Annotated in this window: 16 protein-coding genes; 5 read left to right on the top strand and 11 right to left on the bottom strand. The window is 25.5% G+C overall.

The features are described from left to right. Nucleotides 1-329: 329 nt before the first annotated feature. The 9 genes from QMA87_RS00395 to rpsF all read right to left on the bottom strand — a co-directional run bounded on the left by QMA87_RS00395 (nt 330) and on the right by rpsF (nt 9,684). The gene (locus tag QMA87_RS00395) at nt 330-1,553 is read right to left on the bottom strand and encodes an ion transporter (protein WP_283833641.1); all 1,224 of its coding nucleotides are present in this window, start codon (nt 1,551-1,553) and stop codon (nt 330-332) included. A gap of 143 nt (nt 1,554-1,696) precedes the next feature. Further along, nucleotides 1,697-3,079, bottom strand: a complete 1,383-nt coding sequence (locus tag QMA87_RS00390) for a hypothetical protein (RefSeq protein WP_283833640.1) — start codon at nt 3,077-3,079, stop codon at nt 1,697-1,699. Nucleotides 3,080-3,187: 108 nt separating this feature from the next. Continuing rightward, a complete protein-coding gene (locus tag QMA87_RS00385; protein ID WP_283833639.1) occupies nt 3,188-4,429 on the bottom strand; it encodes a CNNM domain-containing protein in 1,242 nt (413 codons plus the stop codon). Beyond that, nucleotides 4,429-5,982: a replicative DNA helicase gene (locus tag QMA87_RS00380; protein ID WP_283830228.1), complete on the bottom strand. Its 1,554-nt coding sequence runs from the start codon at nt 5,980-5,982 to the stop codon at nt 4,429-4,431. Before QMA87_RS00380 ends, QMA87_RS00385 begins: the two co-directional genes overlap by 1 nt. Then, nucleotides 5,972-6,430, bottom strand: a complete 459-nt coding sequence (gene rplI, locus QMA87_RS00375) for a 50S ribosomal protein L9 (RefSeq protein WP_283823442.1) — start codon at nt 6,428-6,430, stop codon at nt 5,972-5,974. The genes QMA87_RS00380 and rplI overlap by 11 nt, the downstream gene beginning before the upstream one ends. Before the next feature lie 12 nt (nt 6,431-6,442). Next, entirely contained in the window at nt 6,443-8,431 is a 1,989-nt protein-coding gene (locus QMA87_RS00370) for a GGDEF domain-containing protein (RefSeq protein ID WP_283827161.1), read from the bottom strand. A 75-nt stretch (nt 8,432-8,506) separates the two neighbouring features. After that, nucleotides 8,507-8,761, bottom strand: a complete 255-nt coding sequence (gene rpsR, locus QMA87_RS00365; protein ID WP_283827160.1) for a 30S ribosomal protein S18 — start codon at nt 8,759-8,761, stop codon at nt 8,507-8,509. Nucleotides 8,762-8,771: 10 nt separating this feature from the next. Beyond that, nucleotides 8,772-9,209, bottom strand: a complete 438-nt coding sequence (locus QMA87_RS00360; RefSeq protein ID WP_283823439.1) for a single-stranded DNA-binding protein — start codon at nt 9,207-9,209, stop codon at nt 8,772-8,774. A 28-nt stretch (nt 9,210-9,237) separates the two neighbouring features. Beyond that, nucleotides 9,238-9,684 (bottom strand): 30S ribosomal protein S6, encoded by a 447-nt coding sequence (gene rpsF / locus QMA87_RS00355; RefSeq protein WP_283823438.1) that lies wholly within the window; start codon nt 9,682-9,684, stop codon nt 9,238-9,240. Nucleotides 9,685-9,837: 153 nt separating this feature from the next. Here rpsF and QMA87_RS00350 point away from each other — a divergent pair, with 153 nt between their 5' ends. From QMA87_RS00350 to QMA87_RS00330, 5 genes are all read left to right on the top strand, one after another. Further along, the gene (locus QMA87_RS00350) at nt 9,838-10,575 is read left to right on the top strand and encodes an MAGa3780 family membrane protein (RefSeq protein ID WP_283823437.1); all 738 of its coding nucleotides are present in this window, start codon (nt 9,838-9,840) and stop codon (nt 10,573-10,575) included. A 163-nt stretch (nt 10,576-10,738) separates the two neighbouring features. After that, a complete protein-coding gene (gene uvrA, locus QMA87_RS00345) occupies nt 10,739-13,567 on the top strand; it encodes an excinuclease ABC subunit UvrA (protein ID WP_283833638.1) in 2,829 nt (942 codons plus the stop codon). Nucleotides 13,568-13,605: 38 nt separating this feature from the next. After that, nucleotides 13,606-14,544: an HPr(Ser) kinase/phosphatase gene (gene hprK, locus QMA87_RS00340; protein ID WP_283833637.1), complete on the top strand. Its 939-nt coding sequence runs from the start codon at nt 13,606-13,608 to the stop codon at nt 14,542-14,544. Then, complete coding sequence (gene lgt / locus QMA87_RS00335) at nt 14,537-15,448, top strand: prolipoprotein diacylglyceryl transferase (protein WP_283830291.1); 912 nt, start codon at nt 14,537-14,539, stop codon at nt 15,446-15,448. The genes hprK and lgt overlap by 8 nt, the downstream gene beginning before the upstream one ends. Further along, the gene (locus tag QMA87_RS00330; RefSeq protein ID WP_283830290.1) at nt 15,441-16,370 is read left to right on the top strand and encodes an NAD(P)/FAD-dependent oxidoreductase; all 930 of its coding nucleotides are present in this window, start codon (nt 15,441-15,443) and stop codon (nt 16,368-16,370) included. Before lgt ends, QMA87_RS00330 begins: the two co-directional genes overlap by 8 nt. 291 nt (nt 16,371-16,661) lie before the next feature. On the opposite strand, the gene QMA87_RS00325 is transcribed toward QMA87_RS00330, so the two are convergent. Continuing rightward, nucleotides 16,662-19,235: an InlB B-repeat-containing protein gene (locus QMA87_RS00325; RefSeq protein WP_283833636.1), complete on the bottom strand. Its 2,574-nt coding sequence runs from the start codon at nt 19,233-19,235 to the stop codon at nt 16,662-16,664. Between the two features lie 609 nt (nt 19,236-19,844). Further along, nucleotides 19,845-21,552, bottom strand: a 1,708-nt coding sequence (locus QMA87_RS00320) for a hypothetical protein (protein WP_283833635.1), incomplete at its 5' end; no start/stop codon positions are given.

Raw genomic sequence — 21,552 nt, 5'->3', positions numbered from 1 at the left:
TCTTTAATAACACTTAAAGTTTTAATTTAAACTTGTTAAATTTTTTTCTAATTATATTGTCTTTATTTATTTCAATATCTTTAAAGGTATTAAAACTAATTAAAATATACTTTCAGTTTTTTTAATCATAAATTAATATATTATGATTTTTATACAACTTCATGTTATTTTTAAATTGTTTTTATTAATTATAAAATTTTTATTTTAGTCCATTTATTTTTAAAATAAACAAAAAAATAAATTAATAACATTTAATTCCTAAATTATTTGCACTTTTTATAATTTAGTAAATAAAATAGTTTAAATACTTAGCGCATATCATAAATATTTTATTGTTCTTTATTTTGGTCTTTTATTTCTTTTCTTGCATCAATAAGCTGCTTTAATTCAGAAACAAATCCTCCAGCAATAATGCCACTTGGTATAGCAAAAATTGCTATACCCATTAATGATAAAATAATAACTGAAATTCTTCCGGCTACACTAACTAAAGTAATATCACCATATCCAATTGATGTCATTGTTACAGTTGTAAAATAAATTGCGTTTCAAAAAGGAAAATCGGCCGGTGTAGCTTCTATGCCTGTAGAAGCCTCAACAACTTTTTTAACTAATTCTCCATCAATTTCCTTTTCTACTACCATAACATCACTTGTTGTGTAATTAAATTTTAAAGGCTCGACATCATAAAAAATAATTGAAAAAGAAATAATTACAAAAATAATAAATAAGAAAATATAAAATAATGTTTTCTTTTCTTTATCAATAACTGTATAAAGAACTTTAAAGGGCGTAAAAAATGATAATAATAAAATAACTCTAATTACTCTTAAGTATGAAAGATATTTAATGTGTCTTAATCACTCTAAATTGCTTTGTGCACCAATTCCAAAAATTGAAATAGGAGTAGCAATAGTTGAAAAAATAATTAAAAATAATAAAAACCCTTTGAAGCTAAATGGGAAAAGAAATGCTGATAAAACTTTCCTTTTTGAAGATCTTACTTTATATATATAAATCATAATATAATCAAGCATTGCAATAAAAAAGATAATTGTGCTTATTGCTAGTGACATTGCTTTAACTCACAATGATGGATTTCCTTGTTCATCTTTAAAAATTGTTCCAAATAAAAGAACAGATAACGATAAAAAGTAAGGAACAATAATTCCAAGAACATAAACAAATTTAAGAATTATAGCTAATGGCACATAACTACTTTGAATTTTTGTTGTTTTTTGTGAAGGATTTACAACATATTCAAATATGTTATAGGCTAAATCTTTATCTCGAACCTTTTCTGTTTTTACAAATGAAAAATTATCGTTTTTTTGAGATTTTTCTTTTGTGCTTTTCTTGTTAATTTCAATATTTTCTTGTTTAGTTTTTTCTAAACTGGCAATATCTTGAATTTTAGTTTGCAAATTTCTTTTTTTATTGACTTTTGGATTAGAAGAAGTAGGTAATACTTTTTTTAAAGTTTCATTTAAAACAGTATTATTTGTTTCTAATTTTTTTCTCTTTGAAGTATTTTTATTATTATCTTTATTCATTTTTTCTCATTTTCTTTGAAATTATACTTTAAAATAATTGTAAATTTGTTTCATTTAAAACATTAACATGTTTAATTTTAAACTTTTTTAAAAATATAAATGCTAATAAAAACTCATAAATGAATTTTTAATTTAATTTTAAGCTATTTTTTTGCTACACTATTTGAAGTTTTTCCTAAACGAATAAATGGCGAAATGTGTCCCTTAATGATGTTTTTTAAAACATCGCTAGTTTGATTAAAGATTTTTAATCAATCACTTATTTTTTTGCCTGTTAATACATCTAATGTAGTTATAGATAATTGGGAAATTCATTCGATTTTAGATTTTAATTCATTTTCAGCCACACCATTTTCTTTTAAAGCAATTAATCCCAATCTAATTGAATCAGATGCATCTTTTCAAATATTTATATATTTTTTAATATAAACATTGTCATTTTTTATAAAATTGTCAACAATATGTTTAATAAAGTTATCAAAATCAAAAAGATACGTTGATGTTCCTGCTATTGTACCAAATATATCAGAGCCAATATTTTTAAAAAGGCCCAATCAAGAAGATTCTGCTTCTTTTTTCTTTGTAGCTAAAACTTCATTATCATGTACTGTTCAATAATCTTCTTTAAAAATTTCATTTATACTACCTGCGTTTGGTATAACTTCTGATAATTTCAAATTTTTTAATTTTAAAGCGTAATTTAAAAATGATTCAGTAAATTTTCCACTATTATCTTTTCTAAAAATTTCAAAAATCAAGGTTAAAATATTATACGGATTATCTGAATTATTAGATTGTGATCTTTCAGATTTCACTTCATCATATGGAACATATCCATCTATATACTTTTGAAATTGATCTTGATCAAAAACATTTGGTTTTTTATTATATAAATCTTTTAAAATTTGAATTAATGTATCAAAACCAAAATTAAAAATTGAATAATTCGTATTTTGATTATGTGTAAATATTTGAACTAATAATTCTTTAAACTCAGCATCTGAATCTGAAGTAATATTAAATTGTTTTTTGAACTGCTTATATAAAGCGGTTCAAAATGATGATTTTATTCTGTGCTTTGTATTAGGATTGTAATTTTCAAAATATACTATTAAGCCGATTGCACTTCCAATAAGTGCGCCTATAGATCCTAAGCGAACAGCAATATTTTTAAAATTGTTATTAGTATTTTTTGAAAATTTACTTTTTGTCTTTTTAGATATATTTTTATTTAAAAATGATGTTATTAATTGAGAGCCACTATCAAATAAATTGCTATTTTCATTTGTTTTAGATGAATTTGTGCTTTTAACAATTTTTTGAGGTTTTTCTAAAAAAATCGGTTTCTCTAAATCAGTCTTTTTAAAAATTTCATAATTATTTTTTTGTAATTTATTTTTTTTAAAATGCTCGACTATTTTTAATTCTTCCGGCTTTTTTATATTTTTTTTTTGACATGAAAATGTGCTTATAGTCATCATACTAATTGCACCACTTAATAATGCCAATTTTGAAAGTTTTTTCATCCGATTTCCTTAATTTTAATTAATATAATAACTTAATAAAAATTAATATGTTTTATTTATTCAATTTTTTTATTAAAAAGATAATATAAAACTGCAATAATTGCAGTTTTATATTAATGTAATTTCAAAAACAAATTCTTTTGTTTTTCTATTAATAGAAATCGTTTTTACTGAAAATGCATCCTTATAATTATATCTTGTGCTTCTAGTAATATTTCCAGTAATATTTTTAAATAATCAGTCTTTAAACTGAATATCTTTATTTTTAATCTTAATATCTATTTCAAGAGCTTTTTCAAGTTCTTTAATACTTGTTTTTCCTTTAACCCTAAACTTATGAACTGACATTTCAATAATATCTTCTTCTTCATCAAATTCATCATAAATCTCACCAACAAGTTCTTCTATAATATCTTCTATAGTGATAATTCCGATTGTTTTTGAGCTAGAATTATTCTTTACAACAAAACCCATTTGTGCTCTTGATAATCTTAATTTGTCTAAAGCACTTGAAAGTGTACTATTAGCACTAATTATTGGAGCAAATTTTGCTACATCAAATATTTTCAAATCGTCATCTAAATCAAAAATATCCTTAATATGTACAAATGAGATAAGTTGATTATCTTTCATTAAAGGAATTCTAGAATAATAAGTTTCCTTAAAAAGCTTTTTTGCTTCTGCTACTGTGTCTGTATAGTTTAAATAATCAATTTCACTAAGTTTAATATAGTGTTGTGCTACTTTTTTATTATCTAAATCAAGAGCATTTTTAGTAATCATTTCTTCATGTTTTTCTAAAACTCCTTCTTCAGAAGCAATATTTATCATATGTTTAAGTTCTACTTCTGAATTGGTAGTCAATTTTTCTTTAGACATTTTTGAAATGAGTCAACTAACTGGTCAAAATAAATAATAAAAAATAAGTATAAAGTAAACAAAAAAAGCTAAATAATTAAAAGCGCTTTTCTTCGCTAACATTTTGGGCGTTATTTCACCAAAAATGATAATTATTGGGGTTAGAATTAAAGTTGAAATAATAGTAATTAAATAATCATTGCCACTTAAATCTTTTGAAAGAAGAAAAGATAATAAAGAGGCAGAAGCAATATTCACTATGTTATTGCCAATTAAAATTGTCGTTAATAACATATTAAACTTGCTTCTTTGTCTTTTAATTAAAGCTGCTATTTTACTTTTCTTAGAAATTTTTTCTTCTAGTTCGCCCGGATTTATCGTGCTATAAGCCATTTCAGCACCACTAAAAATTGCTGAAATTATTACGAAAAGTAAAACTATTGAATATAAAGTTATTTTAATACTTAAAGGTATCTGGGAGTTTGTTTCCATTAAAAATCACCTGCTTTTGAGGATTTAAATTCTGTATAATCTTCACCACTTACAAAATCACCGGTTGATTTATTAAAATAAAACAATAAATCTTTCTGTTCACCAGCCCGGTGTTTTTTAATTAATAGTTCAACTGGATATAATTTGTATCCATCCGCATTTTCTATTGTTTCATCTTTATTTTTATTATCTTGTTGATATAAAAACATAACAATATCCGCATCCTGCTCAATAGAGCCTGATTCACGAAGATCAGAAATAATAGGGCGTTTATCGGCACGCTCTTCAACCTTTCTTGAAAGTTGTGAAAGCGCTATAATTGGAATATTTAGTTCTATTGCTAAACGTTTAAGTGATCTTGAAATCACACTAATTTCATTTTGTCTATTACCATTTCCTTCATCTGAAAGTAATTGTAAATAATCAACAACAACTAAATCTATTTTTTGACGTCGATTCAAAGTTCTAATTTTTCATGCTAATGTTGAAATTTTGCTTGAAGTTCCATCATCAATAAAAAGTTGATAATTCTTAAATTCATGTTCATTAACATCTGAAATTTTTTTAAGAATATTCATTTTTTCTGCTTCATTCATGATTCCTGGATTTTTAAGCTTCATTAAAGGAATCATTGCTTTTCTTGAATAAAGTTTTTCAACAATTTGTTGTGTTGGCATTTCTAATGAAAATAGAACAATTCTCTTGCCCGGAGCATTAATGTTATTTTCATCAATCTTATCGGGATCAAATTTAATAATATCAATTAATTCATCAGATGAATCACTCTCTCTGAAACTTTTCTTTTGTAAAACATTTAAAATAACATTTAAAGCAAAAGTTGTTTTACCTACTCCAGGACGAGCGGCCAAAATAATTAAAGCACCCTGATTAAGACCATTAATAGTTCTATCTAACTCTCTAAAACCAGTTGGTACACCAGTAATTTGAATATTATTTTTTAGTCGATCTTGAAATTTTTCAAAATAGTCTTGAGACGCATCTTTTAAATTATCAAACTCTTTATTCGCATTATCATTGGTATCATAAATAACATTTTCAAGAAAATTTGCAAGATCGCTTTTATCCATAACGCCATCATAATTATCAAGCTTTGATTGTGCTTCATTAAGTCCAACTTGAATTTTACGCAGTTGTGAATATTTAGAAATTTGAATTACTAACGAATCTGCTTGCGAAGTAAATCCGGCATTAGCAAGCAATCTAGAAATAAATTCAGGATTAATTTTTTCTATATTTTTAGCACGAGCTTTATCATAAACTAAATTCAAGTCAATTGAAAAAGAATTGGTGTCACTAAAAAAACTCGCATCTAATAATGAGTTGTGATTTTCAATTAAAATTTTATATAGTTCTCTATTTTCAAAAAGAAAAAAATCTTCAGGCGATAAATAACCTATAGTCCTTGTTAAAACTTCAGAAGAAGTAAGAAGAATTCCTAATAAACTTTCTTCTGATCCTTTAGATCATAACTTTGTTTCGCTATTACTATTTTTAATTAAATCGCCCTTATTATTATTGTCACTACTTTGCATTTGATTTCACTTCTACCTTAATAATTGCATAAATATCTTTATATATTGCAATTTTAATATCATAAAGTCCTAAATTTTTAATATTTTTAGTAATAATTTGAGTTTTATGTAACTCAAAACCACGATTTTGTAAATCGCTTAAAATGTGTTTTGAAGAAATTGAACCATGTACATTCAAATTTTTATTGCCATCAATATTAGTTTCTAATTTATATACTAAAGTTTCCATTTCTTCTAATTTATGTTTAGTTTCTAAAGCTTCTTGTCTTTTTATGAACTCTTCTTGTTGAAGATGTTCAAGTTTAGTATCTAAAAAAGTTGATGTTTTTTTATTAAAAGGAATCGCTAATTTATTTTTGATTAAATAGTTAGTAGCATAACCAGGCTTTACATCAATAACTTCATTAACTTTTCCATCTTTACAGTCTTTTAATAATATTACTTTCATAATTTTTTCTCCTTATTTTTCTTTGTAACTAGCGATAGCTTGAATTACATTATCTACAAATATGTTCATAGGTTCTTTCGAAACTACGGCAGCACTATCATATTGGCCGCCACCGCCAAGAGATTCGGCAATTATTTGAATATTTTCTCCCGCACTTCTAATTGAAAGCTTGCAACTTCCATCTACAAGTTTAGCAATAACAAACGATGCTTTTCTTCCTGAAACTTGTAGCAGCCTATTAGCGGCAATTGAAATAGTATCTGAAGAAACCACCTTATCAACATAAGAAAGAAAATATCCTTTTCTTACTTCTGAAGTATTATCAAGTAATTGTTTTAAATCATTTTCTACTTCTTCTGAATGTTTAATTAAATTTTCTGAATATGTTGTGTTAGCACCATTTCGTTGAAGTAATGAGCAAGCACTAAATGTATTTGAAGAAACATTTTTTGTAAATCTATTAGTATCAGTATAAATACCATCTAATAATGCTTGTGCAACTACTACTGGCATAGTTTCTGTTTTTGAAAGTGCATTAAAAATATCAACAATAATTTCTGATGTACTTGATGCATATGTATCAATAAATAAGTTTAATTCATCAAAAATAGTAATTTTATTACTTGCTCTATGATGATCAATAGCAAATATATTCTTTCTAAGTGTTTTCTTTAAAAAAGCATTTGAATCAGTACGATCAGGATCATGAACATCTACTAAAAATACAATTGAATTATTGCTAAAAGCTTTTTTGGCCTTTTTAGAACTAATAATTTCTTCAAAAATAACAGGATTTGAATTTTTAATATTTTTAAGAACTTTCTCGCCTGTTTTATCAGTAGTATCTAAAACAATAAATGCTTTTTTATTTGTAAAAGTTTTGATAATATAATGCAATCCAATTGCACTACCAATAGAATCTAAATCGGCATTATTATGACCATAAATAAAAACTTCTTCTACTTCTTTTGAATCAATAATGTTTTTAAATCTATTTGCAAAAAGCTGAATTTTACTTTTTGATTCTATATAATCAATCCTATTTTGATCACCAAAATACCTGCTTTTTTCATTTCTGGAAGAAAGAGTAATCTGATTACCACCCCTATTTTTTGAAAGTGATAACGAAGTTATAGCATTTTCTTGTAACTTATTCAGATTATCATATCCTCAAGCAATACCCACTGAAAAAGTAATGGTAATATTTTTTAAAGTATTATTTTGATTAATATTAGAAATATTTGAAAATATGTCAAAATTGTTTTTAATCATTTTATCTAACATATCTTTATATAAAATAAGGCTAAATTTACCATTTGCATATTTTTGAATTAAAAATTTATGTAACTCAGCTTGCTCATTTAAATAGTTAGAAATAAAAGTATTAATTTCAATAATTTGTTCTTCATTAAGAGTTTCATTTAAATACTTAATATTATCAATTTCAATTTCTCCAAAAGCAATTTTTTTATCTTCAATATTCTTTGTCATTGCCAATTCTTTACTTCTTTCAAAAAATAAAATTGCTTTTTCTTCTCTCATCATTTTTACTAAATATGTAACTTCACCCAACTCAGTTCAATACTCAACAAGATCACTATCTTTAAACATTTTAAAAGCATCAAAATATTTTAAACCAATTACAGAATGACCAAGAATATGAAAAATATATTTATTTTCTCAAATAATATCATCAAGATAATTAAATATAATTACACCAATTTTATTTTTATTTAAAATGGAAGAAACTAAATTATTAATTCCTTCTTGCTTATCAATCTCATTCTTTTTTATTTTTTTAATCTTTAAAAGATAAAAGGCAAAAAGAACAATATTACACATAAATCAAAGAGTAAATATTGCAATCATAATTGAAAACATTAATATTCTTTGTTTAGTGTCCATTGGAGTAATTTCTACTAAAAAAATAATCACTATTCCAACATACATAATGATTAATAAGATATTTGAAGCTATAAGCCAATTTGCTTTTCTTTTCATATTTTTAATTATATTAAATTAATTAAATAACTTTATAAAGAAGGTATAAAAAAATAGGCATATGCCTATTTAAAATTATTTTTTTACGCGTTCTTGTGTAAATGGAATTAAAGCCATAAATCTTGCTCTTTTAATTGCTGTTGCAACCATTCTTTGTTTTTTAACTGGAATTCCTGTTAATTTAGCAGGCATAATTTTTCCGTGACTGTTAACGAATTTTTTTAATAATTCTATATCTTTATAATCAATATATGTTTGTGAAGCTTTGATTGGTGAAAATCTATTACGACGAACAACTTTTTTCTTGTTATTTTTTTTAACTACTGGCATATTTATCTTTCTATTCAGGTAAATCTGATGTATCTAATTCAATCAGATCTTCTCCAAAAACAATATTTGAATTACTAAAATCAACAGCATTAGATTGAACAGAGTGATCTTTTAAATTATTTTTTCTCTTTTCAACTGTTTCTTTAGTTTCTAAAATTTCAATACGGTCTACTGTAACATCTGTAGTATAAATTGTTTTATTTGTAACCTTATCAATATAGCTACCTGTAGTATATCTACCTTCAATATGTACTAATGTCCCTTTAGGAACAAATTTGTGTACATAATCAGCCGATGAATCTCAAAAAGTTAAAGGAATATAATCAGATCTATTATTTTCCATTTGTCTTTCTACAGCAATTCTAGCTCTAGCTATACTTTTTCTATCACTAATTTGTTTATAATCAATATCTGATGCGATACGACCAATTAATAAAACTTTATTCATATACATTTTGGATGCCTTTCTTGAAAAACTATTTTGTTTGTTCTTCTCTTTTAGCTTTTTCAGCTCTATCTTTATATTGTTGCATTCTTTCAGCTCTTTCAGCACGTCTTTGTGCTTGTAATGCTTCAAATGCATTTCTTTTTTGTTCTTCTTTAGCTTCAGCTCATAATTTATATTTAGATTTAGGTTTTGGTGCAAAACCTCTTTCTTTATCTAAATTGATTATAAGCTCTCTTCATACAGTTTTAGAAATGTTTGCTCTACGACGGAATTCTTTAATTTCGTCTCCAGTTGCACTAATATTAATTAAAATATATGTTGCAACTGTTGATTTATTTACAGGATAAGCTAATTCACTGAAAGGTAATTTTTCAATTTTATCAGCTTTGCCTGTAAATACTTCTTCTACTAATTTAGATACAAATTCAATATTTTCTTTTGGATCTAGCATTAGCATGATTTCATATTTTGACATTTCTCTCCTTTTGGTCTATGGGCATACTTGCCAAGGAATACATTAAATTCATTAACATATTCTTTTTTATTATATATGAAATTAATTTTTTTAAGAATATATTTAAGACGATTAATTATACATAAATGAATTCAAAAGTAATATAATGAAAATATGAAACAAGACAATCTAAAAATTATAAAAATAATTTTTTTCTGATTATTTTTAATACAAATTATTTATTTGATTTCTGTAAGTAGTGTATTTGGTTATTTTTGAGAAACGTCTGCCGAAAGAAAAACTTTACCATCAAGCAATATTGTATATACGCCAGAATTATTTAAAAATGGATACTATTTTGTTTACTTTACAACAGTAACAAATTTATTATTAGCACTTTCAGGTCTTATTTTTATAATTAAACCCGAAAGTGTTCATCGTAAAAGATTTTTCTTTATTTCAGTAACTTACATGACAATTACAGTGCTATTTTATTGGAGTTTAATTAGTTGAAATGAAAGTGCTAGAGATACTTGAGAAAATCCGCTCAAAGTTATAAATACTCTTTTTGTTCATTTAATTTTTTATATTCAAGCTTTAGTAGCTTTATTTATTTTTAGAAAATACTTAATTATGAGTTATAAAGAAATTTTAGTGGGTGTTGTTGGATTATGAGCTTACTTTGTGTTTACTTTATGCGTATTTTACTTAACAGATCCGCATGTAGTTATTTATGATTTCATTAATTTTAAAAAACCATTATTTATTGAAACGAATAATAGTGCTTTAAGAATATTTATTATTGCAGCTATGATTGTAATTACTCCATTCCTTTCAGTGCTTAATGGCATAATATTAAAAGCATTTATTTCTATTAAAAGGAAAAAAGAGCCATTAAAAACTATAAAATAAAAATATAATGCTGTTGATCAAGAATATAATTTCTTGATCTTTTTTATTTTTATTACAAAAAATAATAAATATTAATAGTTATAACTTAATTTAAATAAAAAATTGCTTAATATTAAACATGAATAAACTATGTTAATTTTAAAATAACATATAATTAATACTTATGAAAAATAATAAAATAATCATTAAAGGTGCTAACGAAAATAATTTAAAAAATATATCTTTAGAAATTCCTAAAAATAAATTGGTTGTGTTTAGTGGTTTATCTGGAAGTGGAAAATCTTCTTTAGCTTTTAATACAATTTATGAGGAAGGAAGAAGAAGATATATCGACTCTCTTAGCAACTATGCGCGTACATTTTTAGGCGGAAGTAGTAAACCTGATGTTGAAGCTATTGATGGTCTTTCGCCTTCAATAGCAATCGAACAAAAAACAACACATAATAATCCGCGTTCAACAGTAGCGACTACAACAGAAATTTATGACTTTCTTCGGCTTTTATTTGCTAGAATTGGTATTCCGTTTTGTCCAAATCATAATATACCAATTGTTCAACAAACAAATAAAGATATTATTGATGATATTTATAAAGATAATGATTCTAAAAAATTAATTATTTATTCACCACTAATTTCTCAACAAAAAGGGACGCACCAATTATTACTTGATTCTTTTAAAAAAGAAGGTTTTTTAAGAGTAAAAATTGATGGCGAAATTTATATGCTGAATGATGAAATTAATCTTGAAAAAAATAAAAAACATGATATTGATTTAGTTATTGATAGAACAATTATTTCGTTGGAAAATCTTGATCGTATTTCTGAAGGCATTCGTGTTGCACTTGAACATGGAAAAGATAATTTAAAAGTTGAAATTGATCAAGTTGAAAAAATTTATTCTAAGAAACATGCTTGCATTTATAAAGATTTTCAAGTTCCTTTAATTGAACCGCGACTTTTTTCTTTTAACTCTCCATATGGAATGTGTAAATCATGTAAAGGGTTAGGATTGCAACTAAGAGCTTCTTGAGAACTTCTTGTTCCTAATAAATTTGCAACAATTAGACAGGGAGCTATTCAATATTTTAAAACTATTAATCCAGCTTCTTTAGAATGACAAACATTTAAAGCGTTGCTTGATAATAATAGTATATCAATTGATCAGCCAATTAATAATATGACTAATGCTGAGATTGATATTATTAAATATGGTTCAGAAGAAGATATTTCTTATACTTTAAAAAGTTCATCAGGCAATTCATTTGTTAAGCATGGGCCTATTGAGGGAATTCTTACAAAGGTAGAAAGGCTTTATTTCGAAACAAATTCAACACTAAAAAGAAAAATGTATTCTCGCTTTATGAGCGATAGTGCTTGCAATACATGTAAGGGAAAAAGACTTAATCAATATGCTTTAAGTGTAAAAATAAATGATAAAAATATTGATGATATTACTAAATTAAGTATTGAACAATTAATTGAATTTATTAAAAAAATTCAATTAAATGAAAAAGAAATGCATGTTGTCAATCTAGTAATTAGCGAAATTAATAATCGTCTTTTCTTTCTTAATGATGTTGGATTAGGATATTTAACTTTGAATAGAAAATCATTAACTCTTTCAGGTGGAGAAGCACAAAGAATTAGGTTGGCAACACAAATTGGATCTGGTTTAAGTGGAGTTTTGTATGTTTTAGATGAACCATCAATTGGTTTACACCAAAAAGATAATCAAAAACTATTAAATTCATTAAAGAAAATGGTTGATATTGGTAATACTTTAATTGTTGTTGAACATGATGAAGATACTATTAGACAGGCAGATTATATTGTTGATATTGGCCCATATGCCGGAGAAGAAGGTGGTAAAGTTGTTGCTGCCGGAACACTTGAAGATATTATGAAAAATCAAGAATCTATTACCGGAAAATACTTAAGTGGAGAATTAGAAATATCAATTCCATCTTTTAGAAGATCAGGTAATGGAAAAGTTTTAAAAATTATAAAAGCTTCAAAAAATAATCTTAAAAATATTGATGTTAAAATCCCATTAGGAAAATTTGTTGGTGTTGCTGGAGTTAGTGGGTCAGGAAAATCAACATTAATAAATCAAATTCTTGTAAACGGAATTAAGAAAAAACTTAATTTAAAACATGAAGAAATTGATGGATATTCTTCAATAGAAGGATTAGAAAATATTGATAAAATTATTGATATTGATCAAAGTCCAATTGGACGTACTCCTCGTAGTAACCCGGCAACTTATTGTGGAGTGTTTGATGATATTAGAGAATTATTTGCTAATACGCCACAAGCTAAAGTAAAAGGTTTTACTAAATCACAATTTAGTTTCAATGTTCCAGGAGGAAGATGTGAAAAATGTGATGGTGAGGGCAGCATTCTTATTGAAATGCACTTTTTACCTGATGTTTATGTTCAATGTGATGAGTGTGAAGGAAGAAGATATAATTTAGAAACACTTGAAGCCAAGTATCATGGAAAAACAATTTCTGATGTTTTAAACATGAGTATTGATAAGGCATATGATCTTTTTGTTTCGCAAACTAATATTAAAAATAAATTACAGACGCTAAAAGATGTTGGGTTGGGATATATTAAACTGGGCCAATCTTCAACAACGCTTTCAGGTGGAGAAGCACAAAGGGTTAAACTAGCAACATATTTACTTAAAAATTCAACTGGAAAAACTATTTATGTTCTTGATGAACCTACTACTGGTCTTCATCCATATGATGTTAATAATTTAATTAATGTTTTAAATAGAATTGTTGATAATGGTGATAGTGTAATTGTAATTGAACATAATCTTGATGTTCTTAAATCATGTGATTACATTATAGATTTAGGTCCGGGAGGAGGAGTGCATGGCGGAAAAATTGTTGCTAGTGGTACTCCGGAACAAGTAACTAAAAATGAAAATAGCTTTACTGGTCAATATTTAGAAATGATACTTAATAATAAAATTACCTAAAATTATTGGGGCAATTTTTAGTATAATATTAATATATTATGAATAATCAAATAAATCCAATTAGAGTAAAGCATATAATTGATCAGTATCGACTACATGTTCTTAATGAAGAATTTGCTGATACTTCCAAAAATATATACTCTCCCTCAATTAAAAGAGGAGGGCTAGAAATCGCAGGATTTTCCGATCCAACTTTTATTCGAAGAAATATTATTGCCTGAGGAACTTCAGAATATGCATATTTCAAAAAACTGGGTAAAGATGAAACTATTATTCTTTTAAAAAGAATTCTTTCGCCTAAATCGCCAATTATTATTCTTTCAAGCGGTTTTAAAGAAGGTGAAATTCTTCAAGCCGTATTACAAGTTGCTAATGAATATAAAATATCTGTTGCTTTGCAAAGTTATTGAAGTCAGTCAACAATTGTTTCAAATATAGGTGTATATTTATCGGAACATTTTGCAAAAAGAGTAATTATTCATGGATGTTTATGTGTTGTTAATAATGTTGGAGTAGGAATTCTTGGTCCTAGTGGATTTGGAAAATCAGAAGCTTTGTTAGATCTGGTTATTAAGGGTAGCACTTTTGTATCTGATGATTCTATAATTATTAAACAAGTTGGTAAACGCTTCATTGGTAGTTCTCCAGAAATTACTAAAGGATTTTTAGAAGTTAGAGGGATTGGTTTAATTGATATTAAACTTACTTATGGTAATAAAGTATTTAAGGAATCTACAGATATTGAGCTTATAGTAGAATTAGTAGATACAAAATTTGACTACTCTCTTGATAGGCTTGGAATTAGTAATTTAAAGTATGAAGTCTTAGATGGTTGAATTCCAAAAATGCAAATCCCAATTAGAAGAGGGGCTAATGTTTCAGCCTTAATAGAAACAGCCGTTAATACCTTTTTAGCTAGAAAAAATGGTGTTGATATATTATCTGAATTAAATAGAAGGGCAGGTGAAGATGCATAATACTATTGGATTAGGAAAATTTGAGTATGGAAGTAGTGGGCTTTCAGTCTTATTTTCAATTGGTAATTTTACAATTGCAACTTACTCAATGACAATTTTGTTGGGAATGTTGTGCTCAATTTTAACAATTGCAATATTTTGAAAAAGAGAAGGATATAAGTTTGAAACTTTATTAACTCTTATAGTTATTACGCTTCCGACATCAATTATTGGTGCTAGAGCACTATTCGTAATTGAGCGGACTATATATGGTGATTATTCAATTTGACAAAATTGATCTTGAATTAAAATTTGAGAAGGCGGGCTTTCAATTCATGGAGGAATTATTCTTGCTGTAATTGCCGACCTTATTTATGCTAGAAAAAAAAGATATGAGATTGATATAAGGGTTGGGATGTCATTAATTATTCCCAATATATTAATTGGTCAAGTAATAGGTAGATTTGGAAACTATGCTAACCACGAAGTTTATGGTTCTGTTATTTGAGATGGTTCTACTATAAACACATGAATAGAATCATTTGCTAGAAATATGTTTATTTCAGATTCTTACTCAGATGCGCTTGGTTTTGCTGGTCTTTACCGTCAACCGCTATTTTTATATGAAGCATTGCTTTCATTAGCTGGTTGAATTATTCTTGTTTGAATTTGCAACGGAATGAGACTTTTAAAACCTGGTTCTACTGCTGGTTTATATTTCTTTTGATATGGATCAGTTCGTATGATTATGGAACCATTAAGACAAGAATCTTATGAACTATATGGAGTAATTTCTACATTATTTATGGTATTTGGTATTTTAATGTTTGTTTACTTTGAGTTTATAAGCGATAGATATATTAGAGTATGAGATAAATCTAAATTAAGATTTAACTTCATCAGAAAGGAAAATGCTAATGTCTAATATATATGATGTAATTATTATTGGAGCGGGGCCTGCCTCATTAAATGCGGCACTATATGCTTCAAGACAAGATTTAAATGTTCTTATCATCGAAAAAAGCGCTCCTGGCGGAAAACTTCTTTCAACTGATAAGGTTGAAAACTGAATTGGTACAAAATTAACAACTGGTTTTGAATTGGCTACTGATTTTTATAAACATGCTCTTGCTTATGGAGCAAACTATATGAGTGGAGAAGTTGTAAATATTCGTTCAAATGGCGAGTTTGATAAAGAAGTCATGTTAGCTGATGGAAGTATTATTAAAGGTAAGTCAATTATTATTGGTTCAGGAATGCAAAATAGAAAACCTTCAACTATTAAAAATTTTGATGAATACTTTAATAAAGGTATTTCATATTGTGGAATTTGCGATGGTCCTATTTTTAGAAATCAACCTATTGTTGTTATGGGTGGTGGTAATTCTGCCGTTGAAGAAGGTACTTTCATTTCTAACGTAGCTTCAAAACTATATGTTGTTACAATTGATTCTGAACTTAAAGCTGAGAAAAAATTAATAGAAGAATTAAAATCAAGAAGTAATGTAGAAATTATTTATAATGCTACAATTCAAGAAGTTTCAGGTAATGGAAAACTTGAAAAGATAAGTTATTTAGATAGTACCACAAATAAAATTGTTGAATTAGATGCTAATGCTTTATTTATATATATTGGATTTATTCCTAAAGCTGACTTTATTTCTGATGATATGATGATTAAAACAAAATCTGGTTTTATTATTACTGATGATTCAATGGAAACTAAAATACCTAATATATTTGCCGTTGGTGATATTAGAGATAAAAAAATTAGGCAAATTGTTACGGCCGCTTCAGATGGAGCAATTGCTGCCAAGGTTATTTCAGATAGAATTTCTTCTAAATAAACAAAAAATAGATGCGACCAAAAGCATCTATTTTTTGTTTGTTTTGTTAATTAATTTTAAATATTATTAAGAAATTAGTTTATTGTAACTAAAGTTAAAAATTAAAAATGCATAATAATATTTGTTGTTAAGAGTGTATTTATAAGGTTTTGATAAAACCAAAATAACATGTTTTGATTATTTTTTGTTTAAATTAAATAAAAAATAATTTAGTTTTTTTCAATTTATTGAATTGCAAATTATAATTCTGTTTTTTATTCTATTAATTTTGCTTTTTTTATCTTTAATTTTTTATTTCTTTTTTTCTTTTTCTTCTTCTTTTTTTTCTTTAGTTTTATCATCGTGAATTTCTTTTATTGTTTTATATAGGTTAGCAGATGATTTAACTATTTTTTCAGTAATATTAGCAACAGTTGTAATAACTTCAGCTTTAGTAATTCTAGAATCTGTAACAGCTTGTGTTATTTGAATAATTAAATCAAGAGTCGAAATAAATATTCCACTTGAAGAAAATATTTTTTCTAATAGTTTTTTTTCATGTCTATAAGAAGCGTGTGTTCCAGAATTTGTAGAAACTTGAGGCTCCTGTCCATTTGATCCATTTTCATCATCTTTCCCAAATACTAATAAAAGAATATTTACTATATTATTTGTATTACTAATAATAGTTTTTCTTATTCATGTTAAAAATGAAAAAAATGTTATTTTTTCTTCTTTAATTTCATTAATTATAAATGTTTCATTAACTTTATCGGCATGTAACTTAATAGCGGAATCAAAACCATATCATAATATATCTTTAAAAATTGCTAAAAATGATTTTAGTGCCTCTTTATCAAGATTATTATCCGCTTTAAAACTACCATTATTTATATTTAATTTTTTAAGAAAAGCTAAATTAAGATTTGTTTTATCAATACTTAAAGAAAGTATGTCATTAATATTTTTAAAAATAGTTTCAATCCCTAATTTTCTTGAATTTAAGGGTAAACGCCCTCCTAGTGATAAATAAAGTAATGCTTGTAAAACATTCACCGAATTATAAACAATTTTAGTAATTCATTTTTTATCAGTTTCAACAAAGATCTGAGCGACACTTGTGGCCTCTGATAATATATCAATAGTAGATTTGATAATCTCTCTAATATCTTTAATTTTATCTCAAGTATCTAATTTAAATTTAGGGTACAGCATTTTATTTTTAACATTTTCTATTGATACACCATTTTTAAATTTAAGTGGAATTTTAAAATTAGCATCAAGATATCAACCATCAAAAAAATAGCCAATGGCATTTTCAGCTTCAGTTCGCTTATCAAATAATTTATTATTTGGAACGTTATCATACGGTTTATATATCCTTTTATCTTCGCCTTTATATCAACTATAATCTATTTTAGGTAATGAATTTTCTTTAATTTTTCAATCATCAGTTAAATAAACAAAATCATTGGCTAATTTATTATTTAAATTTGTTGCATCAATTTTAATTATTGGCGCATTGTTAAACTTAACTATAACATTAATAATAATGTTATCTTCATTGAGTTCAATTGACTGATCTTCCTGGTATTGTTCTTGAGTTTGCTCATAAACTAATTCATTTAAATTTTTCCCTATTTTGAAAAAAGAATCAAAATCTATTTCCGCTTTAGGTGTTAAGTATATTTTAGATTGTTCTAAAATTTTTTCATTTGCAAATTGGGCTGATATAACTTTCTTTGTTTCTTCATCTATAAATTTAATTAAAGGCGCATGTTTAAAATTAGGAATAATTTTATATACTTTTCCTATTTCGAATTTATTAGTTGTAAGGCTTTCAGAGTCATATGAAAAACTCATTATCTCATTCTTTGGATCAATATATTTAAGGCTATCAGCATTATAACTTCACTTATCTTTTGGTTCAGGAATATTAGCATTAATAAAAGTGATAATTGTTTCTTTTGAAACAATACCTTGTTTATTTAAAACTAATTTAAATATATCAAAAGTATTTGTTTTTAAATTAGGAACTTCTAAAAGTAAAATAGCATAAGATTGAAAAATAGGATAAATAATACTTTGATCTTCAAATATTTGCTTATTATCGTCTAAAAATAAATCAGGTTTAGTTGCATTTTCGGTTGTACTTCATCCTATAAAAATGTGATTTTCTTTAGTTGGATCAACCTTTGGTTTTGTGAATACTCCATCAATAGATTTTACAAGCAAATCATCATCTTCAGGATATTTAAATAACACTCTAATTTCTGTTTTATTAATAATCTTGCCACCAGAAAATCTTCCTTCAAAAGTAATGTCTTCATCATCTCCAGTTACTTTTGAAGAATTAATTAATTGTAATTTATAACTAAAATCTTCAACTTTTGGCATTTTAGGATCGGAAGGGGAAAACTGAATGTCAGAAATATTAGCATATTTATTACTTAGTAAATATTTGCCATTACCAAATCACTCAATCTGAGTATGTTTGGCTGCTATTTGAAAAATTCTTCTTAAATCTTTAACGTCAATCTGTTTAAAATCATAAAATGATTTAAATAAAGTAATTTCTCTTCTCGTATTATCATTTTTGGTTCTATAAATAATTTTTATTTCAGCAGTTTCCTTTTTGTAATCAATATTAGTTTTACCAAGTGTTAAACTAATATCATTTTCTTTAAAAAATTTAGAATTAGTAATTTTTAAATGTGAGTTAGTACTAAAATCTGCTAATGTCTCGTAAATAACAACTTGTTCATTATTTAACTCTATATTATTAAGAATATATTCTTCTATGTTTTGAGAACAAGAAATAACACTTAAAGGAAGTGTAATTATACTTAAACTTGAAAACACTAAAAGTATTTTATTCTTATTCATAATTCTCCCAAAATCAATTAGCTAAAATATAAATTATTCACTTAATATATTAAATATTTATTTTTAATAAATATATTGTTATATTTTACCATTTTGAAACAAAATAAATAAGAATAAAAAACAAATACCCGTTTTTCGATAGGTATTTGTTTTTTATTCTTTATATAACTCAGTAATTAAAATTAACTCTTACTGATCTTTGTCACATTATTTAATTAATACGCATGAGAAATTGTAAATGTAATTATATTCATAACAAGCAAAATAATTAATAAAGATATAAATATAATATTAATGATGTTATTTAGAAATAATGTATAAATAAAGCCTGATATATAAATAATGAAATATATATGTGGTTAAATAAATATTAAGTGTTAATTTAATTAATTAGTATTATCAATACTAATTAAAATAATATGACATAGTAAATGTATAAAGAACTTTATCATTATAAAACAAAATAAAAACGCCTATAACAAAATTCTTAAAAATTGTGTTGTTGACATTTTAATTATAAAAAAAATATATAAATTTAAAAATTGTTCAATTTTACAAATTAAATATAAAAAACATCTGTTTGAATTTATAGATGTAAAATTTTGATATTTATTTAATGTCTTCATCTTTATACGGCCTATTATCATAATATCAATATTTATTCGAAACAATATTCTTAATAGCTCTCGCCAATTGCGTAGTAATTGTTACTATTCTTGCGGTTAAAACTGTAGTATCTACTTTTCCAGAAATTGATCCAACTACAAGGTTGGCGATCTGAACAATAATATCAAAAATTCCATTTTCACCCGCAAAAGCTTTAGATACATTATTGATTCTTTCAATAAATTTAGCCTGAAATTTATTATTATTTTTATCTTTTTTTTCAATTATTTCTTGGGTTAATTTACTTTTGCAACAACTACAATCTCCATTTGTTAATGTTGAGCAACCACAAGATGAACAATTAGAACAATGACATCTAGTATTATTATTACTATTTCTATATAATTCATTTGTAAAAGTTTTTCCTAATGAAGTATTATAAAGAATATTAGTTAAATGTTTTGTTCTTCTTTCAATGTCTCTTTCTTTATCATAACCCAAAATTCTTTCTGGATCTCATTCATTTTCGAGAGCCTCGGCATCTAAAAATGCTGAACCTTTATTTACATTATTTGAATATTTTTGATAAATAGAAAATGCATTTCTAGCTAAATCCTTGGTCAATCATAAAATTGATTGAAAAAAATCATCTTTTAAATATTCAATTGTTTGTAAATTTCTATTCAACTTAAGCTTAGCGATAAGATCAAAATCGGCAACTTTTTCATGAAATAATTCAAAAATTAACTTATTAACAAATTCATAACCATCTCAAAAATCATTTGATGTCATTTTGCCACCTAGAATTAAATTAGAAATTCATTTTACAATTTCTATAGAATATTGAGCAATATTTAAATAGTGTTTTGCGTTTTCACCAGTACCATTTTTATTTAAAAAAACTGGAAGCGTTTCTACTGCAGTTGATAACGTTTTTAAAGTTAAATCTAAAATTATACGGGCATCCCTAATTTTATCTCATTTATGAATTCCAAACTTAGGGTACAGCGTACTGCCTTTAAAAGGTTTTGTTGAAATGCCATCTTTAAATTCAACTTTATTTTTGAATTGAGGATCAGCATATCAGCCTTCAAATATTACACCCTTTTCTTTTTCAAATTCATTTCTTTTATCAAAAGCTTCATTATTTTGAGTATTCTTACTATTTCTGTTAAATATTCCTTTTCTTTCTCCTTTATATCAAGAGAAATCAACATCTTTAGGAATATATTTTTCTTGCAATCTTCCATCTAGTCTTAAGAAAATTTTAGATGAAATGCTTTTAGCATAATCTTCCTCAAACTCTTTTGTTTCTATAGAAATTTGTTTACCTAATCTAAATTTGGTAATTACATAAATATTATTATAATTATCAGCAACTGAATCGGGAATAGGCACTGAAGAAGAAAAGCTTGAATTATCTACTTCATATTTTAGCTTATTTGTCTCTATGTAAAATCCTTCTGCTTCCTTATCGTTAATTGCTTTTAAATTGATATCGGGAGTAAGCATATTATTTTCATCATCTTTAAATCATTGTGAACCTAGTATATTACCTTCAGAATCTTTAAAAATAAATCTTGGCAAATGTTTAAAATCAATATTTAGTTTATAAACATGGCCAACTTTAAATTTAAATGTAACATTATCATATTCATCAAATGTTAAGTTGTATTTTTCATTATTTTCATCTGTATAAAAAATTTTGTCA

The organism is Mycoplasma phocimorsus (genome assembly GCF_030077875.1).
GTDB classification, from domain to species: Bacteria; Bacillota_I; Bacilli_A; order Mycoplasmatales; family Metamycoplasmataceae; genus Mycoplasma_H; species Mycoplasma_H phocimorsus.
This window is presented reverse-complemented; position numbering and strand designations above follow the sequence as displayed.